General features: G+C 56.9%; 19 protein-coding genes, 1 tRNA gene and 2 pseudogenes. 7 read left to right on the top strand and 15 right to left on the bottom strand.

Features of this window, described 5'->3' with window-relative positions; all coding sequences use genetic code 11:
- Genes LG374_RS07710 through LG374_RS07685 form a run of 7 tightly spaced genes read left to right on the top strand, consistent with a single transcriptional unit; the run spans position 1 to position 5290 of the window.
- A complete protein-coding gene (locus LG374_RS07710) occupies positions 1-777 on the top strand; it encodes a DpnI domain-containing protein (protein ID WP_225757145.1) in 777 nt (258 codons plus the stop codon).
- Between the two features lie 2 nt (positions 778-779).
- Complete coding sequence (locus LG374_RS07705) at positions 780-1904, top strand: NnrS family protein (protein WP_225757144.1); 1125 nt, start codon at positions 780-782, stop codon at positions 1902-1904.
- Between the two features lie 6 nt (positions 1905-1910).
- Entirely contained in the window at positions 1911-2726 is an 816-nt protein-coding gene (locus tag LG374_RS07700) for a phosphatase PAP2 family protein (protein WP_225757143.1), read from the top strand.
- Positions 2727-2750: 24 nt separating this feature from the next.
- Entirely contained in the window at positions 2751-3020 is a 270-nt protein-coding gene (locus tag LG374_RS07695; protein ID WP_225757142.1) for a hypothetical protein, read from the top strand.
- A gap of 10 nt (positions 3021-3030) precedes the next feature.
- The gene (locus LG374_RS07690) at positions 3031-3717 is read left to right on the top strand and encodes a TIGR00266 family protein (protein WP_225757141.1); all 687 of its coding nucleotides are present in this window, start codon (positions 3031-3033) and stop codon (positions 3715-3717) included.
- Positions 3718-3726: 9 nt separating this feature from the next.
- Positions 3727-3861, top strand: a complete 135-nt coding sequence (locus LG374_RS12425; protein WP_255594455.1) for a hypothetical protein — start codon at positions 3727-3729, stop codon at positions 3859-3861.
- A 19-nt stretch (positions 3862-3880) separates the two neighbouring features.
- On the top strand, positions 3881-5290 hold the full coding sequence (locus LG374_RS07685) for a basic amino acid/polyamine antiporter (protein WP_225757140.1): 1410 nt from the start codon (positions 3881-3883) through the stop codon (positions 5288-5290).
- 213 nt (positions 5291-5503) lie between these two features.
- On the opposite strand, the gene LG374_RS07680 is transcribed toward LG374_RS07685, so the two are convergent.
- The 15 genes and pseudogenes from LG374_RS07680 to tpiA all read right to left on the bottom strand — a co-directional run bounded on the left by LG374_RS07680 (position 5504) and on the right by tpiA (position 20495).
- Positions 5504-6001, bottom strand: a complete 498-nt coding sequence (locus LG374_RS07680; protein WP_225757139.1) for a glycine zipper 2TM domain-containing protein — start codon at positions 5999-6001, stop codon at positions 5504-5506.
- A gap of 68 nt (positions 6002-6069) precedes the next feature.
- A complete protein-coding gene (locus LG374_RS07675) occupies positions 6070-6846 on the bottom strand; it encodes an OmpA family protein (protein WP_225757138.1) in 777 nt (258 codons plus the stop codon).
- 11 nt (positions 6847-6857) lie between these two features.
- Positions 6858-9677: pseudogene (locus LG374_RS12525) on the bottom strand (YadA-like family protein); the annotation flags it as partial.
- A 231-nt stretch (positions 9678-9908) separates the two neighbouring features.
- A pseudogene (locus LG374_RS12520) lies at positions 9909-11831 on the bottom strand (ESPR-type extended signal peptide-containing protein); the annotation flags it as partial.
- Positions 11832-12104: 273 nt separating this feature from the next.
- Positions 12105-12326, bottom strand: a complete 222-nt coding sequence (nqrM, locus tag LG374_RS07665; RefSeq protein WP_225757136.1) for a (Na+)-NQR maturation NqrM — start codon at positions 12324-12326, stop codon at positions 12105-12107.
- Positions 12323-13261 carry an FAD:protein FMN transferase gene (locus LG374_RS07660; RefSeq protein ID WP_225757135.1) on the bottom strand — a complete coding sequence of 313 codons (939 nt, stop codon included), beginning with the start codon at positions 13259-13261 and terminating at the stop codon, positions 12323-12325. The genes nqrM and LG374_RS07660 overlap by 4 nt, the downstream gene beginning before the upstream one ends.
- A 115-nt stretch (positions 13262-13376) precedes the next feature.
- Positions 13377-14594, bottom strand: a complete 1218-nt coding sequence (gene nqrF / locus LG374_RS07655) for an NADH:ubiquinone reductase (Na(+)-transporting) subunit F (RefSeq protein ID WP_225757134.1) — start codon at positions 14592-14594, stop codon at positions 13377-13379.
- Positions 14595-14606: 12 nt separating this feature from the next.
- Positions 14607-15218, bottom strand: a complete 612-nt coding sequence (gene nqrE, locus LG374_RS07650; RefSeq protein ID WP_225757133.1) for an NADH:ubiquinone reductase (Na(+)-transporting) subunit E — start codon at positions 15216-15218, stop codon at positions 14607-14609.
- A gap of 11 nt (positions 15219-15229) precedes the next feature.
- Positions 15230-15913 (bottom strand): NADH:ubiquinone reductase (Na(+)-transporting) subunit D, encoded by a 684-nt coding sequence (locus LG374_RS07645; RefSeq protein WP_225757132.1) that lies wholly within the window; start codon positions 15911-15913, stop codon positions 15230-15232.
- A gap of 3 nt (positions 15914-15916) precedes the next feature.
- Positions 15917-16753 (bottom strand): Na(+)-translocating NADH-quinone reductase subunit C, encoded by an 837-nt coding sequence (locus tag LG374_RS07640; RefSeq protein ID WP_225757131.1) that lies wholly within the window; start codon positions 16751-16753, stop codon positions 15917-15919.
- On the bottom strand, positions 16746-17891 hold the full coding sequence (locus LG374_RS07635; protein ID WP_225757130.1) for an NADH:ubiquinone reductase (Na(+)-transporting) subunit B: 1146 nt from the start codon (positions 17889-17891) through the stop codon (positions 16746-16748). Before LG374_RS07635 ends, LG374_RS07640 begins: the two co-directional genes overlap by 8 nt.
- A gap of 2 nt (positions 17892-17893) precedes the next feature.
- Positions 17894-19237 carry a Na(+)-translocating NADH-quinone reductase subunit A gene (locus tag LG374_RS07630; protein WP_225757129.1) on the bottom strand — a complete coding sequence of 448 codons (1344 nt, stop codon included), beginning with the start codon at positions 19235-19237 and terminating at the stop codon, positions 17894-17896.
- Positions 19238-19277: 40 nt separating this feature from the next.
- Positions 19278-19362, bottom strand: a tRNA-Leu gene (locus LG374_RS07625).
- A 30-nt stretch (positions 19363-19392) separates the two neighbouring features.
- Positions 19393-19773, bottom strand: a complete 381-nt coding sequence (gene secG, locus LG374_RS07620) for a preprotein translocase subunit SecG (RefSeq protein WP_225757128.1) — start codon at positions 19771-19773, stop codon at positions 19393-19395.
- Positions 19770-20495, bottom strand: a complete 726-nt coding sequence (gene tpiA, locus LG374_RS07615) for a triose-phosphate isomerase (protein WP_225757127.1) — start codon at positions 20493-20495, stop codon at positions 19770-19772. The genes secG and tpiA overlap by 4 nt, the downstream gene beginning before the upstream one ends.
- Positions 20496-20497 lie beyond the last annotated feature (2 nt).

Here is a 20497-nt window from a genome sequence, read left to right as displayed (position 1 = left end):
ATGAACCTCTATTTTGACCCGCAGCTCGCCCAAGGCTACAAAAGCCGGGCGCAAATCGTGCGCGTCCTCTCCGAAGCCTGGCTGAAAACGAACGTCTCCTGCATCAACTGCGGCGCACCGCTCATCAAAACCAGCAACAACAGCCCCGCCCGCGACTTCAACTGCACCAGCTGCCGTGAAAACTACGAACTGAAAAGCCACCGGGGCAACCATGCGCCAAACACCATCACCAACGGTGCCTACCACACCCTGCTTGCCCGCCTGCGCGCTGCCGACAATCCCAATTTCCTCATCCTCAGCTACCGCGCCGCCGATTACGCCGTGCAACAACTCACCCTTATTCCCAAACACTACCTCACCGAAGAACACATCCGCCCGCGCAAGCCGCTCACCGCCCGCGCCAAGCGCCGGGACTGGATCGGCAGCACCATTGACCTCACGCCACTACCCGCCAGCGGCAAAATCCTGCTCATCGACCGGATGCAGCCCGTTGACCGCGAAACCGTGCGCCGACAATGGCGTGTCCACCTTTTCCTGCGCGACGAAACCCCGCAGAAAACCTGGCTGCTCGCCGTCATGCGCTGCCTCGAAGAACTGCCGGATAGCTTTACCCTCGCCGACTGCTACCGCTTCGTGCCCGCGCTGCAACGCGCCTACCCCGACAACCGCAACATCGAAGCGAAAATCCGCCAACAGCTGCAAACCCTGCGCGACCGGGGACAACTCACTTTCCTCGGACGCGGGCATTACCAGAAAACCCGCCCACAGGTACCGTAACTATGCCCCTCCTCACCCTGCGTAACCGCGAACACCCCTTCCGCCTTTTCTTCCCGCTCGCCTGTCTTGGTGCCTGGGTTGCCCTCCTGCCGTGGCTGGCGCTGCTGCTCGCCCCCGCACACGCCGCTTATCCACTGCATTGGCACGCTTTTGCCTTCCTGAACCTCTGCGCCGGGGCGGGCTTTGTCGGTTTCCTCATGACCGCCCTGCCTGCCTGGACGGATGACCCTGCGCCGCGCCGCTATCACAGCACCATCCTGCTCGTCCTCTGGGCCGCTATTCTCGTCGCCCTGCCCTACCCCACGCTTGCCGCCTGGACTAGTGGCATCTTCTGGCTCTACCTCACCGCCTACACTGCGCTGCGCGTCATCCGCAACCGCAACAGCCGTCTCATCAGTTTTATCCTCGTCCTCACCCTGCTCACCACCTGCGCCATTGCCTACAGTCTGCGGCCCACAGGCGACATCCTGCACCGCATGGTGGATGTGATGCTCATCGCCGTGGCGCTGGTCAACTTCCGCGTTGGTCGCGCTATCGGCAATCAGGCGCTGGAAGACGGCGGCCACAGCACCCTGACCTTCCTGCCCAATCCCTATACCAAAAATATCAGCGCTCTCATCCTCGGCCTTTATGCCGCCGTTGCCGCTTGCGGTGCCGCCGAACCCATCCAGGGCTGGCTGGCGCTTGCCACCGCCGCTGCCTTCGCCGCCCGCCTGCAAGAATGGCACTGTCTCATGCTGCTGCGCGCGCCTTACGTCCGCGCCCATTACGCCGTCAGCCTGGCGCTGGTCGCAGGTTACACCCTGCTCGGCGTCGCCCAGCTCGGCCTACCCGCGTTCTTCAGCCCGGCGCGGCACCTACTCGCCATCAGTGCCATGCTGGCGATGGTGCTGGTCATTATGAGTATCGCCGGTATGCGCCACAGCGGTCTGGACTTGCGCTTTTATCCGGACACCCGCCTCGCCCTTGCTCTCATCCTCGCGGGCGGTATCAGCCGCTGCCTCGGTGCCCTGCTGCTGCCGAACCTCATCACCATCTACGCCATCCCCACCGCCTGCATCGCCGCTGCCTTTACCCTCTACGCCCTGCGCTACCTCGGCATCTTCCGCCGCACCGAACCGCATTGACTGCCCATGAACCGCACCCTCTTCCATCTCCACCTCGCCCTGCTTGCCGCCATCCTCGTCCTTGCCGCCTGTGCCACTCTCCGCGCTGCCGACAGCGGCAACCTGCCGCTACTCACCGCCGGCTGCCTGCTCTGGGGCTGGACGGCGTACCACTGCCGCAGTGACTGGGCGGGCAGCAATCTTTTCCTCCTCACCTGGCTTGCCTTCCCGTTGCTGAAGGACATCAACTACTATCTCCTTCCCTGGCATGCGGACGCCCTGCTCGCCACTATTGACCGCCATCTTTGGGGCGGGCGCATTCTGCCCGCCTATTTCCGCTATGAAGCGCACCCGCATCTCACCGACCTGCTCGCCGCCTGCTATTTCAGCTTCTACGCCATCGTCCTCGGCAGCGTCGCCTGGTACGCCTACACGCGGGCAACGCCGGCTGCGCGCCGCTATTTCAACGGTCTCATCTTCCTCTACAGCACGGGCTTTATTGGTTATTTCCTTCTGCCCGCTGCCGGTCCCGCCTTCACCACCCATCCCGACGGCGGCGCAAGCGGTATCATCGCGCCACCGCTTATCGCCATCATCAAGGACGGCGTTACCGGCATGGACGTCTTCCCCAGCCTGCACACCGCCCTCACCCTCTACATCACCGCCTACCTGTGGCGCGACGGCAAACGCACGGCGGCGCTCATCTGCGCCCCGCTCACTGCCGGCACCATCGTCGCCACCATCTACCTGCGCTACCATTACGGCGTGGATGTCCTCGCCGGATTTCTCCTCGCCGTTTGCGCCCTGCGTGCCGTCCGCGCAAATCCACATCCCTGTTCATAAACCGGCATCAGCCAAGGAAGCCCCATGAAAAACGCGCAAAAAGCACAAACTCTCGTCTCCGCCATCACCCACGCGATGATCGAAGCAGACTACGCCCGCATCTACCAACTGCTATTGGAACTGGACGACATCGCGCCAGACAAAGCCGTCAATGCCCTCGCCATCCTGCAAGGCGTCCTCGGCGACAACCCGCAAGCCAAGGCCGAAATCTTCGATAAATTCATTCCTGGCGGCGCGGATAAGGACAGCAAATTCGAAATCTCGTTCAGCCCCTTCAATCCGGGCAAAAAATAAAGGAACCCCCATGCCTATCTTTACCCCCACCGGAGAACAAGACCCCTTCCTGCACGTCCACCTGCGCCGTGGCGAAGAAATCTACTGCGAAAGCGACGCCATGGTCATGATGGACAACACCCTCGAACTGCGCGGGAAAATGCAGGGCGGCTTCATGAGCGCGCTGGTGCGCCGCCTCGCCAACGGTGAAAGTTTCTTCCAGCAGCACATCCGCGCCGAACGCGGCGACGGCGACTGCCTGCTCGCCCCGCTCATGCCGGGCGACCTGGAAATCCTCGACATCGGCAAAACCCAGTACAACCTGAACGACGGCGCCTATCTCGCCGCGACCAGCGGTGTCTCCCTCACCGCGCGGATGCAGAACATCGGCTCGGCGCTCTTTGCCGGCACCGGCGGCTTCCTCATCGGTCAGACGGCGGGCGAAGGGCAACTGGTGGTCAACGGCTTCGGCACCCTTTTCACCCTGGATGTCACGGCGGACAATCCGGTCATCATCGACAACGGCCACGTCGTCGCCTGGGACAGCCGCCTGCACTACGAAATCTCGGTAACCACCGGTAACAGTCGCGGCCTCATCGGCAACCTCGTCAATAGCGTGACGAGCGGCGAAGCGGTGGTGCTCAAATTCAGCGGCAACGGCAAAGTCATCCTCAGTTCGCGCAACCCGACAAGTTTCCGCGCCTGGGCCAAGGCCTAAGGACATCACATGAACGATGCGCCCCAAACCGCACTGGAAGTGCTAACGCCACCGCCGGAACTGGCAGAAGCGCTGGCGGATATCGAGCTCGACATCCCGCCGCGCAGCAAGGCGCAACGCCGTCCCGTGAACTTTGCAGATTAACCCCGCCCCAAGGAACCCCATGCAACCCCAAAAAATCGGCCTCACCGCCCTTACCGCCCTCGTCCTCAGCTCCATGATCGGCTCCGGCATCTTCAGCCTGCCGCAGAACATGGCGGAAGTCGCGGGTGCCGAAGCCCTTCTCATCGGCTGGCTCATCACCGGCGTCGGCATCATCGCCCTCGGCCTCTCCTTCTGGTACCTGTCGCGCCTGCGCCCCGATCTTGACGGCGGCATCTACGCCTACGCCCGTGCCGGCTTCGGCGAACTCGTCGGTTTCTTCTCCGCCTGGGGCTACTGGCTCTGCGCCACCATCGGCGTGACCGGCTACCTCGTTGTCGCCTTTGAAGGCATCGGCACCTTCACCGACACACCGGAGCGCATCATCTTCGGCCAGGGCAACACCTTCTACGCCTTCATGGGCGAATCCCTCATCGTCTGGGCGGTCTATTGGCTCGCCTCGCGTGGCGTGAAAGAAGCGGCGGGGGTGAACCTCATCGCCACCATCGTCAAAGTCTTCCCGCTGCTGCTCTTCATCGCCCTCGCCCTGTGGTACTTCAATGGCGCGACCTTCAACACCGATTTCAACGGCGCGACGCTGGGCACCTCCACCCTCACCCAGGTGAAGGGCACCATGCTCATTACCCTGTGGGTCTTCACCGGTGTCGAAGGCGCGGCCATCCTCTCCGCGCACGCGAAAAAGCGCAGCGACGTAGGCCTCGCCACCGTGCTCGGCATCCTCATCGCCCTGGTTCTCTACATTGCTATCACCGTACTGGCCCTCGGTATCCTGTCGCGCGCCGACATTGCCGCCCTGCCCAATCCCTCCATGGCAGGCGTGCTGCAAGCGATGATGGGCACGGCGGGGAAAATCATCATCACCCTCTGCCTCATCGTCTCCGTGCTCGCCTCCTACCTGAGCTGGATCCTCTACTCGATGGAAGTGCCCTACTACGGCGCCCAATACGGCGCCTTCCCCAAAACCCTCCTCGCACAAAACGCGCGCGGCGTGCCGCATCACTCGCTGCTTTTCTCCTGCCTGACCATCCAGATTTGCCTGCTGCTCGTACAACTGACCAGCAACAGCTACAGCACCCTGCTGAAAATCTCGACCTCGATGATCCTCGTGCCTTACCTCCTCATCGGTGCCTACCTGTTGCAAATCGCCTGGCGCGAACGCCTCACCCTGCGTATCCGCCTAACCGCCGTGCTCGCCACCCTCTACGCAGTGTGGATACTCTACGCGGCGGGCATCGAACACCTGCTGCTTGCCGCACTGCTTTACGTACCCGGCGTCGCCCTCTTTCTCTACGCGCAGACCCGTTACTTCGGCTACTTCCCGCGTCTGCGTCCCTACGAAAAAGCCATCCTGCTGCTGCTCGCGCTGCTGTTCATTCCGGCAATACGGCAGCTGCTGCACACACCCGGATAAAAACCTTTTCTTGGGGGAATCTGCCCCGCCAAGCGGGATAAATCTTGGAGTTGCGTAGGGCTGGTTTTCGCCGCCCGCAAAAAGGCATGGCGGGCTAAATCGAACTACCGCCCAGCGGCGTCAATACCGGGTTTTGTCATGTCCGCAGGACGCGGCCATAAAAAATCCTCCCGCTGGGGGAGGATTTGGCGACTGCAATGCGCAGCGGAGATTTTATAAGGGAGCGACGCCACCGCTGATGCCCCAGCTCTGCGTGCGCCCTTTTTGCTCGGTGTAGTTGTAATCGCTGACGCGGCCTGTGGCGAGCGAGATTTCCACTTCCAGCATTTGCGATTCCTGACGCGCGGTCACGGCATTGTCGCCAAGCAGTCCGCCGGCGGCGGCACCTACACTGGTAGCAATCGCCTGGCCGCTGCCGCCACCAATCTGGTGTCCGAGCACGCCGCCGAGGATGGCACCGCCAATACCCGCTGCCCCTTTCTTGATGCTGTCATCGTTGCGGTAGGCATAGACCAGTTTCTTGACGCCCAGTTTCTGGTTGATTTGTACGGAAACCGGCTCGCCGAACATGGCGCGGATTTGTGCTTCGGTAGTGACGTTGCGCTGGATGGCATTAACGTTGCCGTAGTTCAGGCGGTCGCCGTGGCTGATGCCGCAGCCGCTAAGTGCAAGGGCGAGGACTGCGGCAAGGAAGGTATGTTTGCGGTTCATGGTCAATTCTCTATGGTTGGGGAAGTCGTCGTTATCCTACGCCTTTTACTGCGCTTGCGGCATACCGCTTATTCACCCGCCGTACCAACCGTGATTTCCACGCGGCGATCGGGTTGCAAGCAGGCAATCAGCGCCGCTTTGCCCAGGCTGTCACGACAGTTACTGAGCGGGTGCGCACTGCCCAGGCCGGCGCTGCGGATGCGGCTCGCCGCGATGCCGCCACGAACGAGGTAATCACGCACGGCTTCGGCGCGCCGACGCGAGAGGTCGCGGTTGTAGGCATCGCTGCCGAGGCGGTCGGTATGTCCAGTCACGGTAATGCGCGCCGTTTTGTCAGCGGCATCAAGTTTGTGCAGCACATCTTGCAAGGCGCCAGTGGCGTCGGCTTTGAGTGTCGCCGAGTCGAAATCAAACAGCGCATCGGTTGCGAGACGGAAGGGTTGTGCCTGCTCTGCGTCATAGACGCGGGCGCAGTCTTCCGGCAACCAGTATTTGGCAGCGACGCGGTTGTCATCCCCATAGATGAGTTTCAGATGGCAAATCGCGCGGTTTTCCGGAGTGTATTCCGGGCGTTGCAGGATGTAGTTCCATTCGCGTGCGCCCCGGATTTCGCTGAAATGCGGTACATCCAGCAGGGTGAAGACGTTGGAGCGTTCCAGACCAACTTTTACGGCGGCAATCGTCGGCGACGGCAGGCGCAACGGTTCTTTGCGCCAGCTGTCTTTTTGCGTAGGCCAAACGAGTTCGCCGACGCTGCCGTCTGCGCGCACGTTTTTGCTGACGGTTGAGGTGCAGCCGGTGAGCAGGGCGGCGGTGGTGATGATGGCAAGCAGTGTGTGTTTCATGTGTTTCCCCTTTACCACTGGTAGCCCACGCCGATACTGGCGCCGGCTTCTTTGCTGTTGACGTTAGCCGCACCTTTGATGATCCAGCGACCATTGTCACTGATGGTGGAAAGACCAACGGCGACGGCAGATTGACCGTCGTAGTAGCCGCCTGCGGCGGCAACCATGCTGGCGCCGGGGCGGTAAGCCTGCGGCAGTCCGGCTGTGGCGATGGCAGACGCCACACCGGCGCGGGCGCTGTCGATGCGCTTATCCATGCGCTGGCCAAAGGCGTAGAGCTGTGCACCGTTGACGGCGTCCTGACTGTCCGGCGCAATACGGCCGGGGGCGACGTTCTGGATGGCACGGTTATTGGCATTCAGGCCGTCGGCGCTGACGTAGGTATCGCCGTTGACCGTCAGCCCGTCTTTATTGAGGCTGTTGCCGGCGATAGCGAAGCCGTCCGCGTTCATGCGCGCGTCGCCTGTCGTCACGCTGTTAAGGGTGATGTCATCAGCAAGAGCCACGTTGTAGTCATCACCATTTTTGCGCACCTGTATATTTTTACCGGCAGACACCTTGGTGTTATTCACGACCTGGGTAACACGGGTAACGTGACTGTGATTGTGGATGGTCGTACCGTTCGCCTTTTTGGCGACAGCTTTCAGCTGGGCAACGTTAACCGCATCGCTATCTTCGGAACCGGCGGCAACGTTGATAATCTGGCGGGTGTTGCCGGCATCGCCGACGGAAACGGCACCTTTGTCGCCTTTGACGGTGGCACTGATGGCTGCGACATCTGCCGCATCCGCATCGGGCATGGCATAGACTGTGCCCGTGGCCGCACTGGCGCTGTCTGTTGCGTCAGCACCTACGGGCAGGGCAGCGCGATCGGCCTTGGATGCGGACCCCAGCGCCACACCGCCATCCTCGCTCGCTCGGGCGCCGTTGCCAAGGGCCGTGCTGTCTGTTTTGGCCGCATCGGCGCTGTTGCCGAGGGCGACGGCGTTTTGTTCTTGCGCTTTGGCGGCGTTGCCTACGGCCACGGCATTTTTCGCATCATCGGCAACCGTTGCCCCATTACCGACTGCCACGGCGTTATCGGCTCTTTCACCCACACTGGCGCTGGTACCGGAAGCAAGGGAATTTACGCCTTTCGCACCGTCATTGTTGTAGTTATTCACCTGCGTCCCGTTGTCATTGACGCTGTAATAATGAGTCTGCGCTGCTTTGAGCTGGGCGACGTTGACGGCATCAGTGTCAGCGGTACCGGCGGCCACGTAATGAATCTGACGACGAATCTCCTGTCCGGGACTTACCCCGTTGGGCATGAAGGGTACGCTTTCGGCTTTACCGCCAATGCTGACCCCAGCGGCATTACTCTTGGTCGCCGCTACCGCCGCTTTATCTGCTGCATTTGCGCTTGGCATGACATAACCGGCATTACCCACAGTCAAGCCGTCCGTCGTGCTGAGTGCACCCAGCGCCACACCGAAATCAACGCTGTTTTTGCTGCTGATACCGAGGGAAGTGCCGTAGAGGGCGGTAGATTTACTCCGCGAACCCAGCGCACTTGATCCATGCCCCGTCGCCTGACTGCTCACACCAACCGCAACGGTTTGCGCTACTTCGGCGTCATTTTCAACACCAGACACGGCGCTGTCGCCGAGGGCTACCGACGATTTGCCGTAGGCCTTGGTATTGAAGCCAATCGCCGTCGCCTGCTCCCGGCTGGCGATGGCTTCGTTGCCAGTGGCGACGGTGTTTATACCCGCAGCCGAGGTATTATTGCCGATAGCGACTGAGCTGCTTCCGATGGCTCCCGGGGTACCAAAACGGTTGTTCGCATTGGTACCGATGGCAATGGATTGCCCATCCGAACGGGCATTGATGCCAATGGAGGTGGAACCCTGACCATTGGCCGTGGCATTACGACCGATAGCGGTGGCACCGGAGCCTGTACCAGTGGTTTTAGCACCCTTGCCGATAGCTACCGATTCGTTCACGGCGGCAGACGCTTTGACGCCGGCAGCGAGAGCATCGGTGCCGGTGGCGCCATCGTTGTTGTAGTTGCTACCGGTACCGGTTTCGCTGGATTTGACACTGTAGTAGTGGGTTTTCGCGGCAGCCACATTGTTATTCACGTTATTTATGGCTTGGTTGAGCTGGCTCACATTGACTGCATCGGTGCCCGCCGTGCCGGCAGCGACGTTGGTGATTTTTTTATTCTTCATATCAATGCCGCTACCGTTAATGACCGGGCCGCCGTTGTTGATGGTCAGGCTGTCCGCTGTCAAATCCGGCTTGGTGGCAATAGTAATTTCCTTGCCGCTATTGTTGATGGTGATGTTATTGCCATCTTTGAATTTCACGGTGTCATTCGGTTTAACGTTCTCGCTCGTGCCGCTATTGACCTGGACTTTCCAGCCGGCATTGGCCGTCTTATTCACGGCCTCAATGGCGTCATGCACGGTGCCCTTGCCGGTGTTGCCGACGTTAGTCATGGTGATGTTGCCGTCTTCATCTATCTTGGCATCGCCGCCCAATGTTGCAGCCGTAGTCTTGCCAACGTTGCCTAGTGCCTGCTGCGTCAGATAAAGCTGGCTGCCGTTAATAGCGTCGGTACTGGTGGCATTAATGCGACCGGCGGCCACGTTGGTGAGGGTGCGCTCCCCTCCTGCCTTGCCCACACTGACGGTAGCGATGGGGGTCTTTCCGGCAAATCCTTTGTACTTGATACCATTCACCGTCGCTTCATTGGTGCCGACGGCAGCGGCGGTTTCAGATTCAGAGCCAAGGGCTACGGCCTTGGCGTGGGTCGCTTTGGCATTGACGCCCATCGCCATTGTCTGGGTAGCCGTAGCATTGCCGCCCTGACCAATGGCAATAGCCTGAGAGCCGCTCGCTTGAGCTGCCGATGCTGCTTGGGCCGAACCGCCAATGGCCACTGAACCGGCACCGCTCGCCTTAGCATTTTGTCCGGCCGCAAAGGAATTGGTGCCGGCCGCATTGGCACTAACCCCGAAAGCCAGGGCAGCACTTCCCTCAGCCTTGGTGCGCTGGCCCATGGCAATGGAGTTGCCCCCTTTTGCGTAGGCACGTTGACCAATGGCGATGTTGTTACTCGTGGTTACCTGCGGATTACCGCTGCCCGTACCATTAGCATAAGCACCGACAGCAATGTTGTGGTCGTCCTGAATGCCCTCGGCAGCACCAGTACCAATGGCGACAATATTGGTTACCGCCTTCGTGGGGCTACCCGCATTTTTTGCGGCACCCTCCCCAATGCCCACATTGTCAAAATTGTCACTGTTGTTGGTGCCAAAGCCCGCCTGCTTGCCGATAAAGACATCCGCACGCCCGGCAGCATTCGCCTGCCAGCCTAGTGCGGTAGCATTAAGGCCGGTTGCTGTTGAATGGTCACCAAGCGCGGTTGAAGCATTGGTCGCTAGTGAATCGGATCCAACGGCAACCGCGCCATCCTTCGTCGCCTGGGCGTTAAAACCCACAGCTACTGTTTTTTGTGCAGAAGCCGTGGCTGTTTCACCAACTGCCACCGCCGATGCGCCCGAAGCCGTTGAAGCACGTCCGACGGCGACAGCGCTCCATCCACCTGCATTGGCATCATTTCCAAAAGCTGACGAAGAACCGCCGGTGGCAGCTGAGCCAGTGCCAACGGCTGTGGTATACGTATTTGTCGCCTGTGCATTGGTACCTATTGCTGTCGCCGCCTCTTCTGTCGCATTCGCGGTATTACCGACGGCGGTTGCATCCTTCTTAGCCGCCTTACTGGCCTTGCCGATCGCCATCGAATCCTGCCCCGTCGCCCTTGCCGTATTGCCCAGCGCAATCGCACCACTTTTGGTGGCCTGCACATCTGATCCTACGGCAATACTGTGCTCATCACTTGCTAGTGCACCTACTCCTGCGGCAAGTGCGTGTGTGCCTGTTGCTCCATCATTGTTGTAGTTGCCATCCGTGGAGGCACTGCCTTTGACACTGTAATAGTGCGTTTTATTGGCGTCGATTTGCTTCGCTACGGCATAAAGCTGACTGCCGTTAATGGCATCCGTGCTGGTCTTGCTGATTTCCCCCGGCGCGACGTGTTTGATTTGCCGCTCGAAATTCAGTTTGCCTACGGATACTTGATCGCCCGCCTGAATATTGGCACCACCGGCAAAATCTTTATACGTGATTCCGCCGACAGTGGCTGTGGTAACGGCTGTTGCGTTTGTTTCCGTGGTCGTCCCTGCCCCAAGTGCCACAGCGTTATCCTTATTGGCATTGGCACCAACGCCGAGAGCGGTGGATGCTAAACCACCGGCGGTGGTTTTCGTACCAAAGGCAGTGGACAGGCTGCCCTTGGCGGTCGCCTGTACACCGACAGCGACGGCGGCATCACCTGCTGCTGTGGAGACATATACCCCGTTTTTTATTTCGTCACCCGTCAACGTCTTATAAAGACCCGCTCCGTTTGTTACGGCGAATTTATCAAGGTCATCGCCACCAATAGCCACCGAGGAATTGCCTTGGGCCACCACGTTATTGCCCAGGGCCGTAGACTGATCGCCGGTGGCCTTGGTTTCGGCGCCGATGGCAATGCCCTGGCTCAACGCAGCGTTAGCCTTATAGCCGATGGCGATGGTTTCCTTATTAAGGGATTGGCTATCTCTACCAATGGCAATGGCGCCCCGCTTATGTTGTGAATGGTTACTGGAGTCGGCTTTACTACCGTTACCTACTGCTATGTCATCGGTACCACTGGCCTGGGCCGGGGTGGCCGGGTTAGGACTGATGATCAAACTGTTGGGGTTGGAGCCGTTATTTATCACCGGCGCTGCTAGGCCCGGCGCGGCAACAAAGAACAGTGCCGCAGCCAGTGCATGGCGGATAAAACGCGGTTTGCCCGCACGAGTGGATGATTTGCCGTGGACGCATGCGGTTTCCGGCACGGCGACCCAAGTGCCGAGGGCACGGTTGTAGTAAGTTTTGAAGATATGGTTCATGGGGTTTCCTGTAAAAAAGTGAATGCGAATGCGGTATTCCTTGCATTCAGCGAAAAAGCTGGTGGATTATAAGATTTTGTTTTTGCGTTATTATTTGAATTTTCCGTTCATGATATTGGGGTGGGTTGATGCGCATGACACATGCCGTCTCCCACCAACGCGCCACCCTTCGTTTGCATCCCGTTTCGCAACAAAATTTGCATGTAGCAAGTGCGATGCCAAAAAGAAACGGACGCCTTACGGCGTCCGTTTTTTATCGATATCTGGCAGGCGTCAGGGGCGATAACGCTCGACTTTTGCCGTATCTGTTGGCTCGTCCGTAGCGGGTGGTTCTCTGTTTTCGCACACGTCCTTGCAGCCGCAGGCGCGCTCGACACCAACGGCGCCCAGTCCGCCACAGCTGCCTTTGATGGGCTGGCGGCCAAAAATGACGCCGATAGCCATGCCGGCGCCGACGAGCATGAGGATGATGAATGCGACGATGAAGGTGCTCATGGTTGTTCCTCCTGTATGGCCTGGGTGAAGGCTTTGCTTCTCTGAATGAGGTAGGGTTTGTCGCCCTCGCCTGCCAAGATGAGTTCGGCAGCAAGGTTGTGCGCATCAGCAAAGACCAACGCTTTTTTGTCGCCTAGCAGCATCAGGGTGGTGGCGTAGGCATCTGCCGTCATGCAATCGCCCGCGAGAACGGTCGCGGACAAGAGACGCGAGCTATGCGATTTGCCGTCTTTCGGATCAATGATGTGGTAGGCCATTTCACCGCCTTTTTCGGCGTAGTTGCGGTAGTTACCGGAGGTTGCCATGGCTGGCAGGCGGTCATTCATCGCGATGATATTGGCCACGGCTGCACCGCTGACTAACCCGGCTTCCGGTCGCTCAATACCGACGCGCCACGGTGCGCCATATTTATTGCCTTTGCTGCGGATTTCACCACCGATTTCAACGAGGTAGTTGGGGTATCCCGCTGCATCGATGGTTTCAGCGACGACGTCCACGCCATAGCCTTTGGCGATGGATGAGAGGTCTATAAAGATTTCCGGGTCACTTTTGCTGAGTCCTTCCGCACTGAGTTGCAGCTTTTGGTAACCGACGTGTTGCAGGGCAGCGGCAATTTCCGCGTCGCTAGGCTTGTCTCGCCGCTTTTCCGGGCCAAATCCCCACAGGTTGACCAGCGGCCCGACGGTAATGTCATACACGCCTTCGCTTTCTTTGCTGATTTCCAGCGCTTTGGCGAGGACGCGGCGCAGGCCATCGCTCACAGTCTGCGGGCTGGTATTGCGGCTGTGGTTGATGCGCATCAGCTCGGAATTGTCGCGGTAGGTGGACATGCTGTCATTCACCGCTTCGAGTTCGCTCTCGATGCGCTGTTTGAGGGTATTTCTGGCAGCATCGTCAAGCTCGGCCGCGATGCTCACGTTCCAGAAGGTGCCCATGGTCTCGCCTGAAAGCCGACTCACGTTTTCGGCGCGGCTTTCGCCACAGGCCATAAGGAAAAACGCTGTTGCCAATAGCAACAGCGCTTGTTTTGTTGTGCTCGTGCGATGCACTTCAGCCTCCGAAGTTATCGAGGAGGATGTTTTCGTCTTCCACGCCGAGGTTATGCAGCATGTCGATGACGGATTTGGTCATCATCGGCGGGCCGCACATGTAGTATTCGCAGTCTTCCGGCGCAGGGTGGTTTTTCAGGTGGTTTTCATACACGACGTTGTGGATGAAGCCGGTATAGCCTGTCCAGTTGTCTTCCGGCAAGGCGTCGGAAAGCGCAACGTGCCAAGTGAAGTTCGGGAACTCTTTGGCGAGGGCATCGAAGTCTTCCTGGTAGAAGATTTCCCGCTTGGAGCGCGCGCCGTACCAGAAGGTAATTTTCCGTTTGCTATGCAGGCGCTTGAGCTGGTCGAAGATGTGCGAACGCATCGGCGCCATACCGGCACCACCGCCGATGAAGACCATTTCCGCATCGGTGTCTTTGGCAAAGAATTCGCCGAAGGGGCCAGAAATGGTGACTTTGTCGCCGGGTTTAAGGTTGAAGATGTAGCTGGACATGATGCCTGGCTTGGCTTCGGGGACTTTCGGCGGCGGGGTGGCGATACGGACGTTAAGCATGATGATGCCTTTCTCGTCCGGGTAGTTGGCCATTGAGTAGGCGCGCATGGTCGGATGCGCGTTATGCGCTTCAAGTTTGAACAGGCCGTATTTTTCCCAGTCGTCGCGGTATTCCGGAGCGATGTCAAAGTCGCTGTATTTGATGTCGTAGGCTGGGCACTCAATCTGGATGTAGCCACCCGCACGGAAAGGCACAACTTCACCTTCCGGGATCTTGAGTTTGAGTTCTTTGATGAAGGTCGCTTTGTTGTCGTTGGAGATGACGGTGCATTCCCATTTTTTGACGCCAAAGACGGATTCGTCCACTTCGACTTTCATGTTGCTCTTTACCGCAACTTGGCAGGACAGGCGTTCGCCCTCGCGTGCTTCGCGCTTGCTGATGTGGTTAAGCTCGACCGGCAGGATTTCGCCACCGCCTTCGTGTACTTTGACGACGCATTGGCCGCAGCTACCGCCGCCGCCACAAGCGGAGGAGACGTAGATTTTGTTATCCGCCAGAACATTGAGCAGTTTGCCGCCCATTGGTACGTCCAGTTCGCGTTCACCGTTAACGAGTATTTTGACGTTACCTTGCGGCACGAGGTATTTGCGCGCCAGCAGGATGATGGCGGACAGGATGATGATGAGGCCGGTGAAGATGAGTACGCCGTAGAATATTTCCATGTTTGTCCCCCTTTATAGTTGTACGCCCGAGAAGGACATAAAGCCCAGTGCCATCAGGCCGGCTATGATAAAGGTGATACCCAGCCCTTCCAGCCCTTTGGGTACGTCGGCGTAACGCATTTTTTCGCGGATGCCCGCCATTGCGATAATCGCCAGCGCCCAGCCACTGCCGCTGCCAACGCCGTAAACGACGGATTCAGCGAAGTTGTAGCTGCGCTCAACCATGAAGAGTGAACCGGCAAGGATGGCGCAGTTCACGGTGATGAGCGGCAAAAAGATACCCAGCGCCGAATATAGCGCGGGGGCATACTTGTCGAGGAACATTTCCAGGATTTGCACCGCTGAAGCAATAACGCCAATGTAGGCAATCAATCCGAGGAAGCTGATGTCCACTTCTATACCCAACATTTGCCAGAAAATGGCGTTTTCTTTCAGCAGGTAGGTATAGAGCAGGTTGTTCAGCGGAACGGTTAGGGTTTGCACGACGATAACGGCGACGCCCAATCCGGCAGCAGTGGTAATTTTTTTGGATACGGCGAGAAATGTACACATGCCCAAGAAGAAGGACAGCGCCATGTTCTCAATAAAGATGGATTTTATAAACAGGTTCAAATAGTGTTCCATAACCGCTCTCCTTAATGCCCTGTACCGCCGATAAGTATCGGTTTGGCAGCTTTGGCTTCGCTGTAATCACGCGCTTCGTTTTGTTCGGGCTTCCAGGTGCGTAGCGCCCAGATGAGCAAGCCGATAATAAAGAAGGCGCTAGGCGGTAATACCATCAGTCCGTTCGGAACATACCAACCATCCGCGCCAGAAGGCAGAATGGTGATGTCAAACCAGGTGCCTTTGCCGAAGATTTCACGGATGGTACCGACAGTGAGCAGCATGGCGCTGTATCCCAAACCGTTACCGAGACCATCAAGGAAGCTCGGCATAGGCGGATTGGACATGGCGTAGGCTTCCAGTCTGCCCATGACGATGCAGTTGGTCAGGATGAGGCTGACATATACCGAAAGCTGTTTGGACAGTTCGAAGGCAAAGGCTTTCAGTAGCTGGTCAACCACGATAACCGCCGAAGCCGCAACCGCCATCTGCACGATGATGCGGATACTGCTTGGGATGTTGTTGCGGATCATGCTGATGAACAGGTTGGAAAATGCCGTCACAAAAGTCAGACCAATGCTCATCAGGAAGGCAGTTTTCATGCTGCCGGTAACCGCCAGCGCTGAACAGATGCCAAGGACTTGCAGACCGATCGGGTTGTTGGCAAAGATCGGTGATAGCAGGATTTCTTTGTAATTGTAAGATTTGTCGCTCATGATTTATTGCTCCGTTTTTTGCCCGATTGCGGCTTGTGAAGCGTCACGCAAGTTGGCGAGGGTGATTTCGCCATTTCTGATATGGTCAACCAGCGGTTTGTAGCCTTGTTCGCCCAGCCAGAAGTTCATCATGTGTTCGACACCATTACTGGTCAGGGTAGCACCAGCAATGGCATCAACCTGGTTCTTTGCTTCGTTGCTGCGGACTTTTACCAAATCAATATGCGGGTTGCCGTTGTCGTCGTAAGGGATAATATTCGCCCATTTTTCCTGCCATTCAGGCTCGGTGATACGCGCGCCTAGCCCTGGAGTTTCTGCATGCTGGTAGAAAGTAATACCCGTCAGCGTCGGCTGTTGGTCTTTAAATGACAAGGCGGTAAAACCGTACATGGTAGACCACAGTCCGTAGCCTTGGATCGGCAGAACCAAGCGGGAAATCTGGTCCCCATCAGCAACGACATAAGCCAGCCCTTCTTTGGCAATGCGCTTGATGCCTGCTGGATCGTCAGTAAGAGCATGTCCCTCATTATCGCTTTGCGCCGCGTTGTACATATTGTAGGTCAGCGGATTTTTATCCCGTGCTGGTTCGCCAGTTTTCAGGTCAATGACCAACGGAATGATTTGTGCAAATTTTTCGTTGATTTGTTTCGTTGAAAGGCGTTCTTCCGCACCAGCCAAGCCAGCAGCACGCAAGATATTGACCTTTTTCTCGTTTTCCGCATTCTGTTTTTGGAAGCCGCGCAGCGATACGGCGGCAGTAGAGACGAACAACGAGCAGAATAGGCAGACAATGGTGGCGAATTTGAGGATGCCCAAAGCAGATTGTTTTTTCTCAGACATGGGTTCTCTCCTGACGGCGTTTGGTATTTACCCGCATTACGCAATAATCAATGACGTGAGCAAACATATTGGAGAACAGGATGGCCAGCATGATACCTTCCGGGAAGGCGGGGTTGACCACGCGGATAAGGATGGTCATTACACCAACCAGCGCGCCGAAAATATAACGTCCGGTATTGGTAACCGATGCTGTGACCGGATCCGTTGCCATAAAGAAGGTACCAAAGGCAAAGCCACCGAGGACAAAATGCCACCAAAATGGCATAGCAAACATATGGTTGGTTTCGCTGCCAATGATGTTGAACATCAGTGATGTGACGGTCGCACCAGCAAAGACGCCAACGACGATACGCCATGAGGCAACGCCGGCAAAGAGGACGATCGCACCGCCGATAAGGATAGCGAGAGTCGAGACTTCCCCGATTGAGCCCGGCATATTGCCAATGAAAGCATCCCACCAGCTCAACTGACTGCGTACTGCATCCATGCCACCTTCTGCTGCTCGGCTAAGAGCGGTAGCACCGGAATAACCATCTACGGCAACCCAAACACGGTCGCCAGATATTTGTGCCGGATAGGCGAAATAGAGGAAAGCACGAGCAGCGAGCGCGGGGTTAACAAAGTTGCGCCCGGTACCACCAAATACTTCTTTGCCCAGCACTACGCCAAAAGATATGCCGATGGCAACTTGCCAAAGCGGAATGGTCGGCGGCAGAGTGAGGGAAAAAAGGATGGATGTGACGAAAAAGCCTTCACTAACTTCATGCTTGCGCACGATACAGAAGAGGACTTCCCATGCAATCCCGACGGCAAAGGTAACAATGTAGATCGGCAGGTGTAGCTTCGCCCCGAACCACAGATTCGCCAACAGTCCAGGGTCAGCAATACCTTGCGCGTGCGCCGCCTGTGCACCAACAAAATACCAGCCGGCAAGCATCGCCGGAAATACGGCAAACCAAACAAGGATCATCACCCGTTTCAGATCTATCACATCGCGCACATGCGACGGACGAGCCGTGACAAAACGGGGGGAATATACAAAAGTTGCTGTCGCTTCGTAGAGCGGAAAGAGTTTTTCAAACTTTCCGCCTTTTTCAAACAACGGTGCAATTTTTTCAAAGAAATGTTGTTTCGCCATAATCAGCCTTCCTGCTCTATCAGGGTGAGATTCTCACGCAGAATCGCGCCGAAATCGTGTTTGCCGGGGCAGACGAAAGACATGAGAGCTAAATCTTCTTCGTCCAGTTCAAGTGCACCCAAATTGATTGCCGTATCGGTATCTTTCACAATCAGTGCTTTCACAAGCAGGGTCGGCAAGATATCAAGCGGCATAACTTCTTCGTATACACCTATAGGTACGATAGGACGAGGAGAACCGCGCAAGGAAGTATTGAACTGCATCGGACTGTTCAGGAATTTCCCGATGTAGGCGTTAGTGCGTGAGAACCAGCCGAAACCAGGTCTCAAGAAGCCAAGGAAATAGGATTCGCGCCCTTCTGGTAAAACGGTAACTTGCTGATCATAAGCGCCCAGGTAGGCAGTATCGTCATGGACTTGACGTCCAGACAGAGCCGATCCAGATATGACACGCTGTTCGCCGTCATGCAAGTTATCTGCAAGCAAGTCCATCATGGCAGTGCCACGTATGGCACGGGCAATATACGGTTTCTTCACTCCTGGACCACCAACCGCGACTAATCGTTGCATATCAAGAATGCCACTACGGAAGAATTTACCAATGGCAAGCAGGTCTTGTACACCAAGATGCCACACGGTTTTGCCAGCACCAACCGGATCAATAAAGTGAATATGGGTGCCAACCAGCCCGGCGGGATGCGGGCCGGCAAAATCATGAATTTCCAAACGGTTGAGATAGTGCGTTGGCACAGAGGTTTCGCGACGACGACAAAGGTGCACTTGTCCGCCGGAAAGGGCTTGCATGATAGCGAGACCTGTCAGCAAATCGGCATCACGCCCCTGCATGGCAAGCGCGGGATCAATCGCCAACGGATTACTATCCATCGCGTTTACAAAAATGGAATGCGGCACACTATCAATTGCCGGAATTTTGCTGAATGGTCGAGTACGGAAGGATGCCCATAAGCCGCAAGCAACCAAGTGCTTGACGATTTCTTCACGGGAGAGTTTTTTGGCTGCATCGTCACCAAAGGCTTCAAAGACCACGGCCTCACCCTCTTCGGGGCGGATAACGACGGACAACAAACGACGTTTTTCACCACGCGCAATTTTTTCGACTGTACCGGAAACAGGCGCGCAAATCAGCACTCCCGGGTTTTTCTTATCTTCGAAAAGGGGCTGTCCCAAAACAACTTTATCGCCTTCGGCGACCAGCATTGTCGGTTTCAGACCTTGATAGTCTTCACCAATAATAGCTACGTTATGTGTGGGGACGATGTCGTGAATATTGGTGCTACTGATGGCACCGGGGATGGGAAGGTCTAAACCTTTCTTAATGGATATCATGCTAACAATACCTTACCTCAGACTACGTCTTTATTTTTATTGGTGCCGACGGCGAGACTCGAACTCGCAAGGCTTTCGCCACTACCCCCTCAAGATAGCGTGTCTACCAATTTCACCACGTCGGCGGTTTTTATCGTTCCTTTTTCGCCTTGTGATTACTTGGCAGGTGTCGGAACGTCGGTATTCGAAGCAGGCGGCGGATTATCCACACCAGCGGCTGGAATGTCAAGCGCTGCTTCACTCTTTTCTGCTTCCTGGGCCACGGTTTTCTGGTTCAGGATGCTGTTATCACGGTGTACTTCGCGGTTTTGCAGGTAACCCAAAAGCAATGCACCCACGAAAAATACGACGGCAAGAAATCGCGTGGTTTTATAAAGGAAGGTGCCGGCGCCGCGTGCACCAAATACGGTACTGGATGCGCCACTGCCACCCAGTGCGCCCATACCTCCGCCACTTTTGGATTGTTGCAGCAGGATGAGCGCACAAAGAGCCAAACATGCCAGCAGGAAAATGATCTGTACCAGCTGCAAGGTCATACCATGGCTCCTACGATTTTATCGAAGACATCCGCTTGCAGGGATGCTCCGCCAACAAGGAAACCGTCTATGTCTACACCAGCAAACAGTTCAGCAGCGTTGTCAGGTTTGACGGAGCCGCCGTAGAGGATACGAACTTTGTCGGCAACGGCTGCCGCACGTTCGCTCAACAAGGCACGGATTTTGGCGTGGACTTGTTGCGCATAATCGGCGGTCGCTGCTTTACCGGTACCAATCGCCCAAACGGGTTCATAAGCGATAACGGTATCGGCGTCCACCAGTCCTGCATCCAGTACCGGATTGAGTTGGCGCAAAAGGGCGCTATCGCATTGCCCAGCTTCGTATTCTTGCAGGGACTCGCCGATGCAATAAATAACTTTCAGTCCTTGGGCTTTAAGCTGTTTCCATTTTTCAATCAGCAGTGTTTCTGTTTCGCCGTGATCGGTGCGACGTTCTGAGTGGCCGATAATGGCGTAACTCGCACCCGCTTCTTTCAGCATAGTCGCTGAAATTTCGCCAGTATGTGCACCAGATGCGTGAGCGCTGACGTCTTCACCGGCCAATTCCGCCAATCCCATCTCGTGAGCTTTGGCGAGATAGATAGCGGGCAGACCAAAGATTTTTTCAACGTTACCTTGCGGCCAGGCATGTTTGGCAAAGGCTTCGACCAAGGCAAAATCGCCGTTCATTTTCCAGTTTGCTGCTGCGATAGGTTTTCGCATGA

The sequence above is a fragment of the Cardiobacterium sp. Marseille-Q4385 genome (assembly GCF_916618745.1).
Classification (GTDB): Bacteria; Pseudomonadota; Gammaproteobacteria; order Cardiobacteriales; family Cardiobacteriaceae; genus Cardiobacterium.
Note: the sequence above shows the minus strand (reverse complement) of the source record. Positions and strands in the feature narration are given on the sequence as shown.

What these genes read in the sequence shown, in the direction of transcription:
- nqrE (WP_225757133.1), bottom strand. Translation starts at nt 15,218, where the DNA reads ATGGAACACTATTTGAACCTGTTTATAAAATCCATCTTTATTGAGAAC.
- LG374_RS07710 (WP_225757145.1), top strand. Translation starts at nt 1, where the DNA reads ATGAACCTCTATTTTGACCCGCAGCTCGCCCAAGGCTACAAAAGCCGG.
- LG374_RS07630 (WP_225757129.1), bottom strand. Translation starts at nt 19,237, where the DNA reads ATGATATCCATTAAGAAAGGTTTAGACCTTCCCATCCCCGGTGCCATC.
- LG374_RS07640 (WP_225757131.1), bottom strand. Translation starts at nt 16,753, where the DNA reads ATGTCTGAGAAAAAACAATCTGCTTTGGGCATCCTCAAATTCGCCACC.
- LG374_RS07695 (WP_225757142.1), top strand. Translation starts at nt 2,751, where the DNA reads ATGAAAAACGCGCAAAAAGCACAAACTCTCGTCTCCGCCATCACCCAC.
- LG374_RS07705 (WP_225757144.1), top strand. Translation starts at nt 780, where the DNA reads ATGCCCCTCCTCACCCTGCGTAACCGCGAACACCCCTTCCGCCTTTTC.
- LG374_RS07700 (WP_225757143.1), top strand. Translation starts at nt 1,911, where the DNA reads ATGAACCGCACCCTCTTCCATCTCCACCTCGCCCTGCTTGCCGCCATC.
- LG374_RS07685 (WP_225757140.1), top strand. Translation starts at nt 3,881, where the DNA reads ATGCAACCCCAAAAAATCGGCCTCACCGCCCTTACCGCCCTCGTCCTC.
- LG374_RS07660 (WP_225757135.1), bottom strand. Translation starts at nt 13,261, where the DNA reads ATGGGCACCTTCTGGAACGTGAGCATCGCGGCCGAGCTTGACGATGCT.
- LG374_RS07690 (WP_225757141.1), top strand. Translation starts at nt 3,031, where the DNA reads ATGCCTATCTTTACCCCCACCGGAGAACAAGACCCCTTCCTGCACGTC.
- nqrF (WP_225757134.1), bottom strand. Translation starts at nt 14,594, where the DNA reads ATGGAAATATTCTACGGCGTACTCATCTTCACCGGCCTCATCATCATC.
- LG374_RS07645 (WP_225757132.1), bottom strand. Translation starts at nt 15,913, where the DNA reads ATGAGCGACAAATCTTACAATTACAAAGAAATCCTGCTATCACCGATC.
- LG374_RS07680 (WP_225757139.1), bottom strand. Translation starts at nt 6,001, where the DNA reads ATGAACCGCAAACATACCTTCCTTGCCGCAGTCCTCGCCCTTGCACTT.
- nqrM (WP_225757136.1), bottom strand. Translation starts at nt 12,326, where the DNA reads ATGAGCACCTTCATCGTCGCATTCATCATCCTCATGCTCGTCGGCGCC.
- secG (WP_225757128.1), bottom strand. Translation starts at nt 19,773, where the DNA reads ATGACCTTGCAGCTGGTACAGATCATTTTCCTGCTGGCATGTTTGGCT.
- LG374_RS07675 (WP_225757138.1), bottom strand. Translation starts at nt 6,846, where the DNA reads ATGAAACACACACTGCTTGCCATCATCACCACCGCCGCCCTGCTCACC.
- tpiA (WP_225757127.1), bottom strand. Translation starts at nt 20,495, where the DNA reads ATGCGAAAACCTATCGCAGCAGCAAACTGGAAAATGAACGGCGATTTT.
- LG374_RS07635 (WP_225757130.1), bottom strand. Translation starts at nt 17,891, where the DNA reads ATGGCGAAACAACATTTCTTTGAAAAAATTGCACCGTTGTTTGAAAAA.
- LG374_RS12425 (WP_255594455.1), top strand. Translation starts at nt 3,727, where the DNA reads ATGAACGATGCGCCCCAAACCGCACTGGAAGTGCTAACGCCACCGCCG.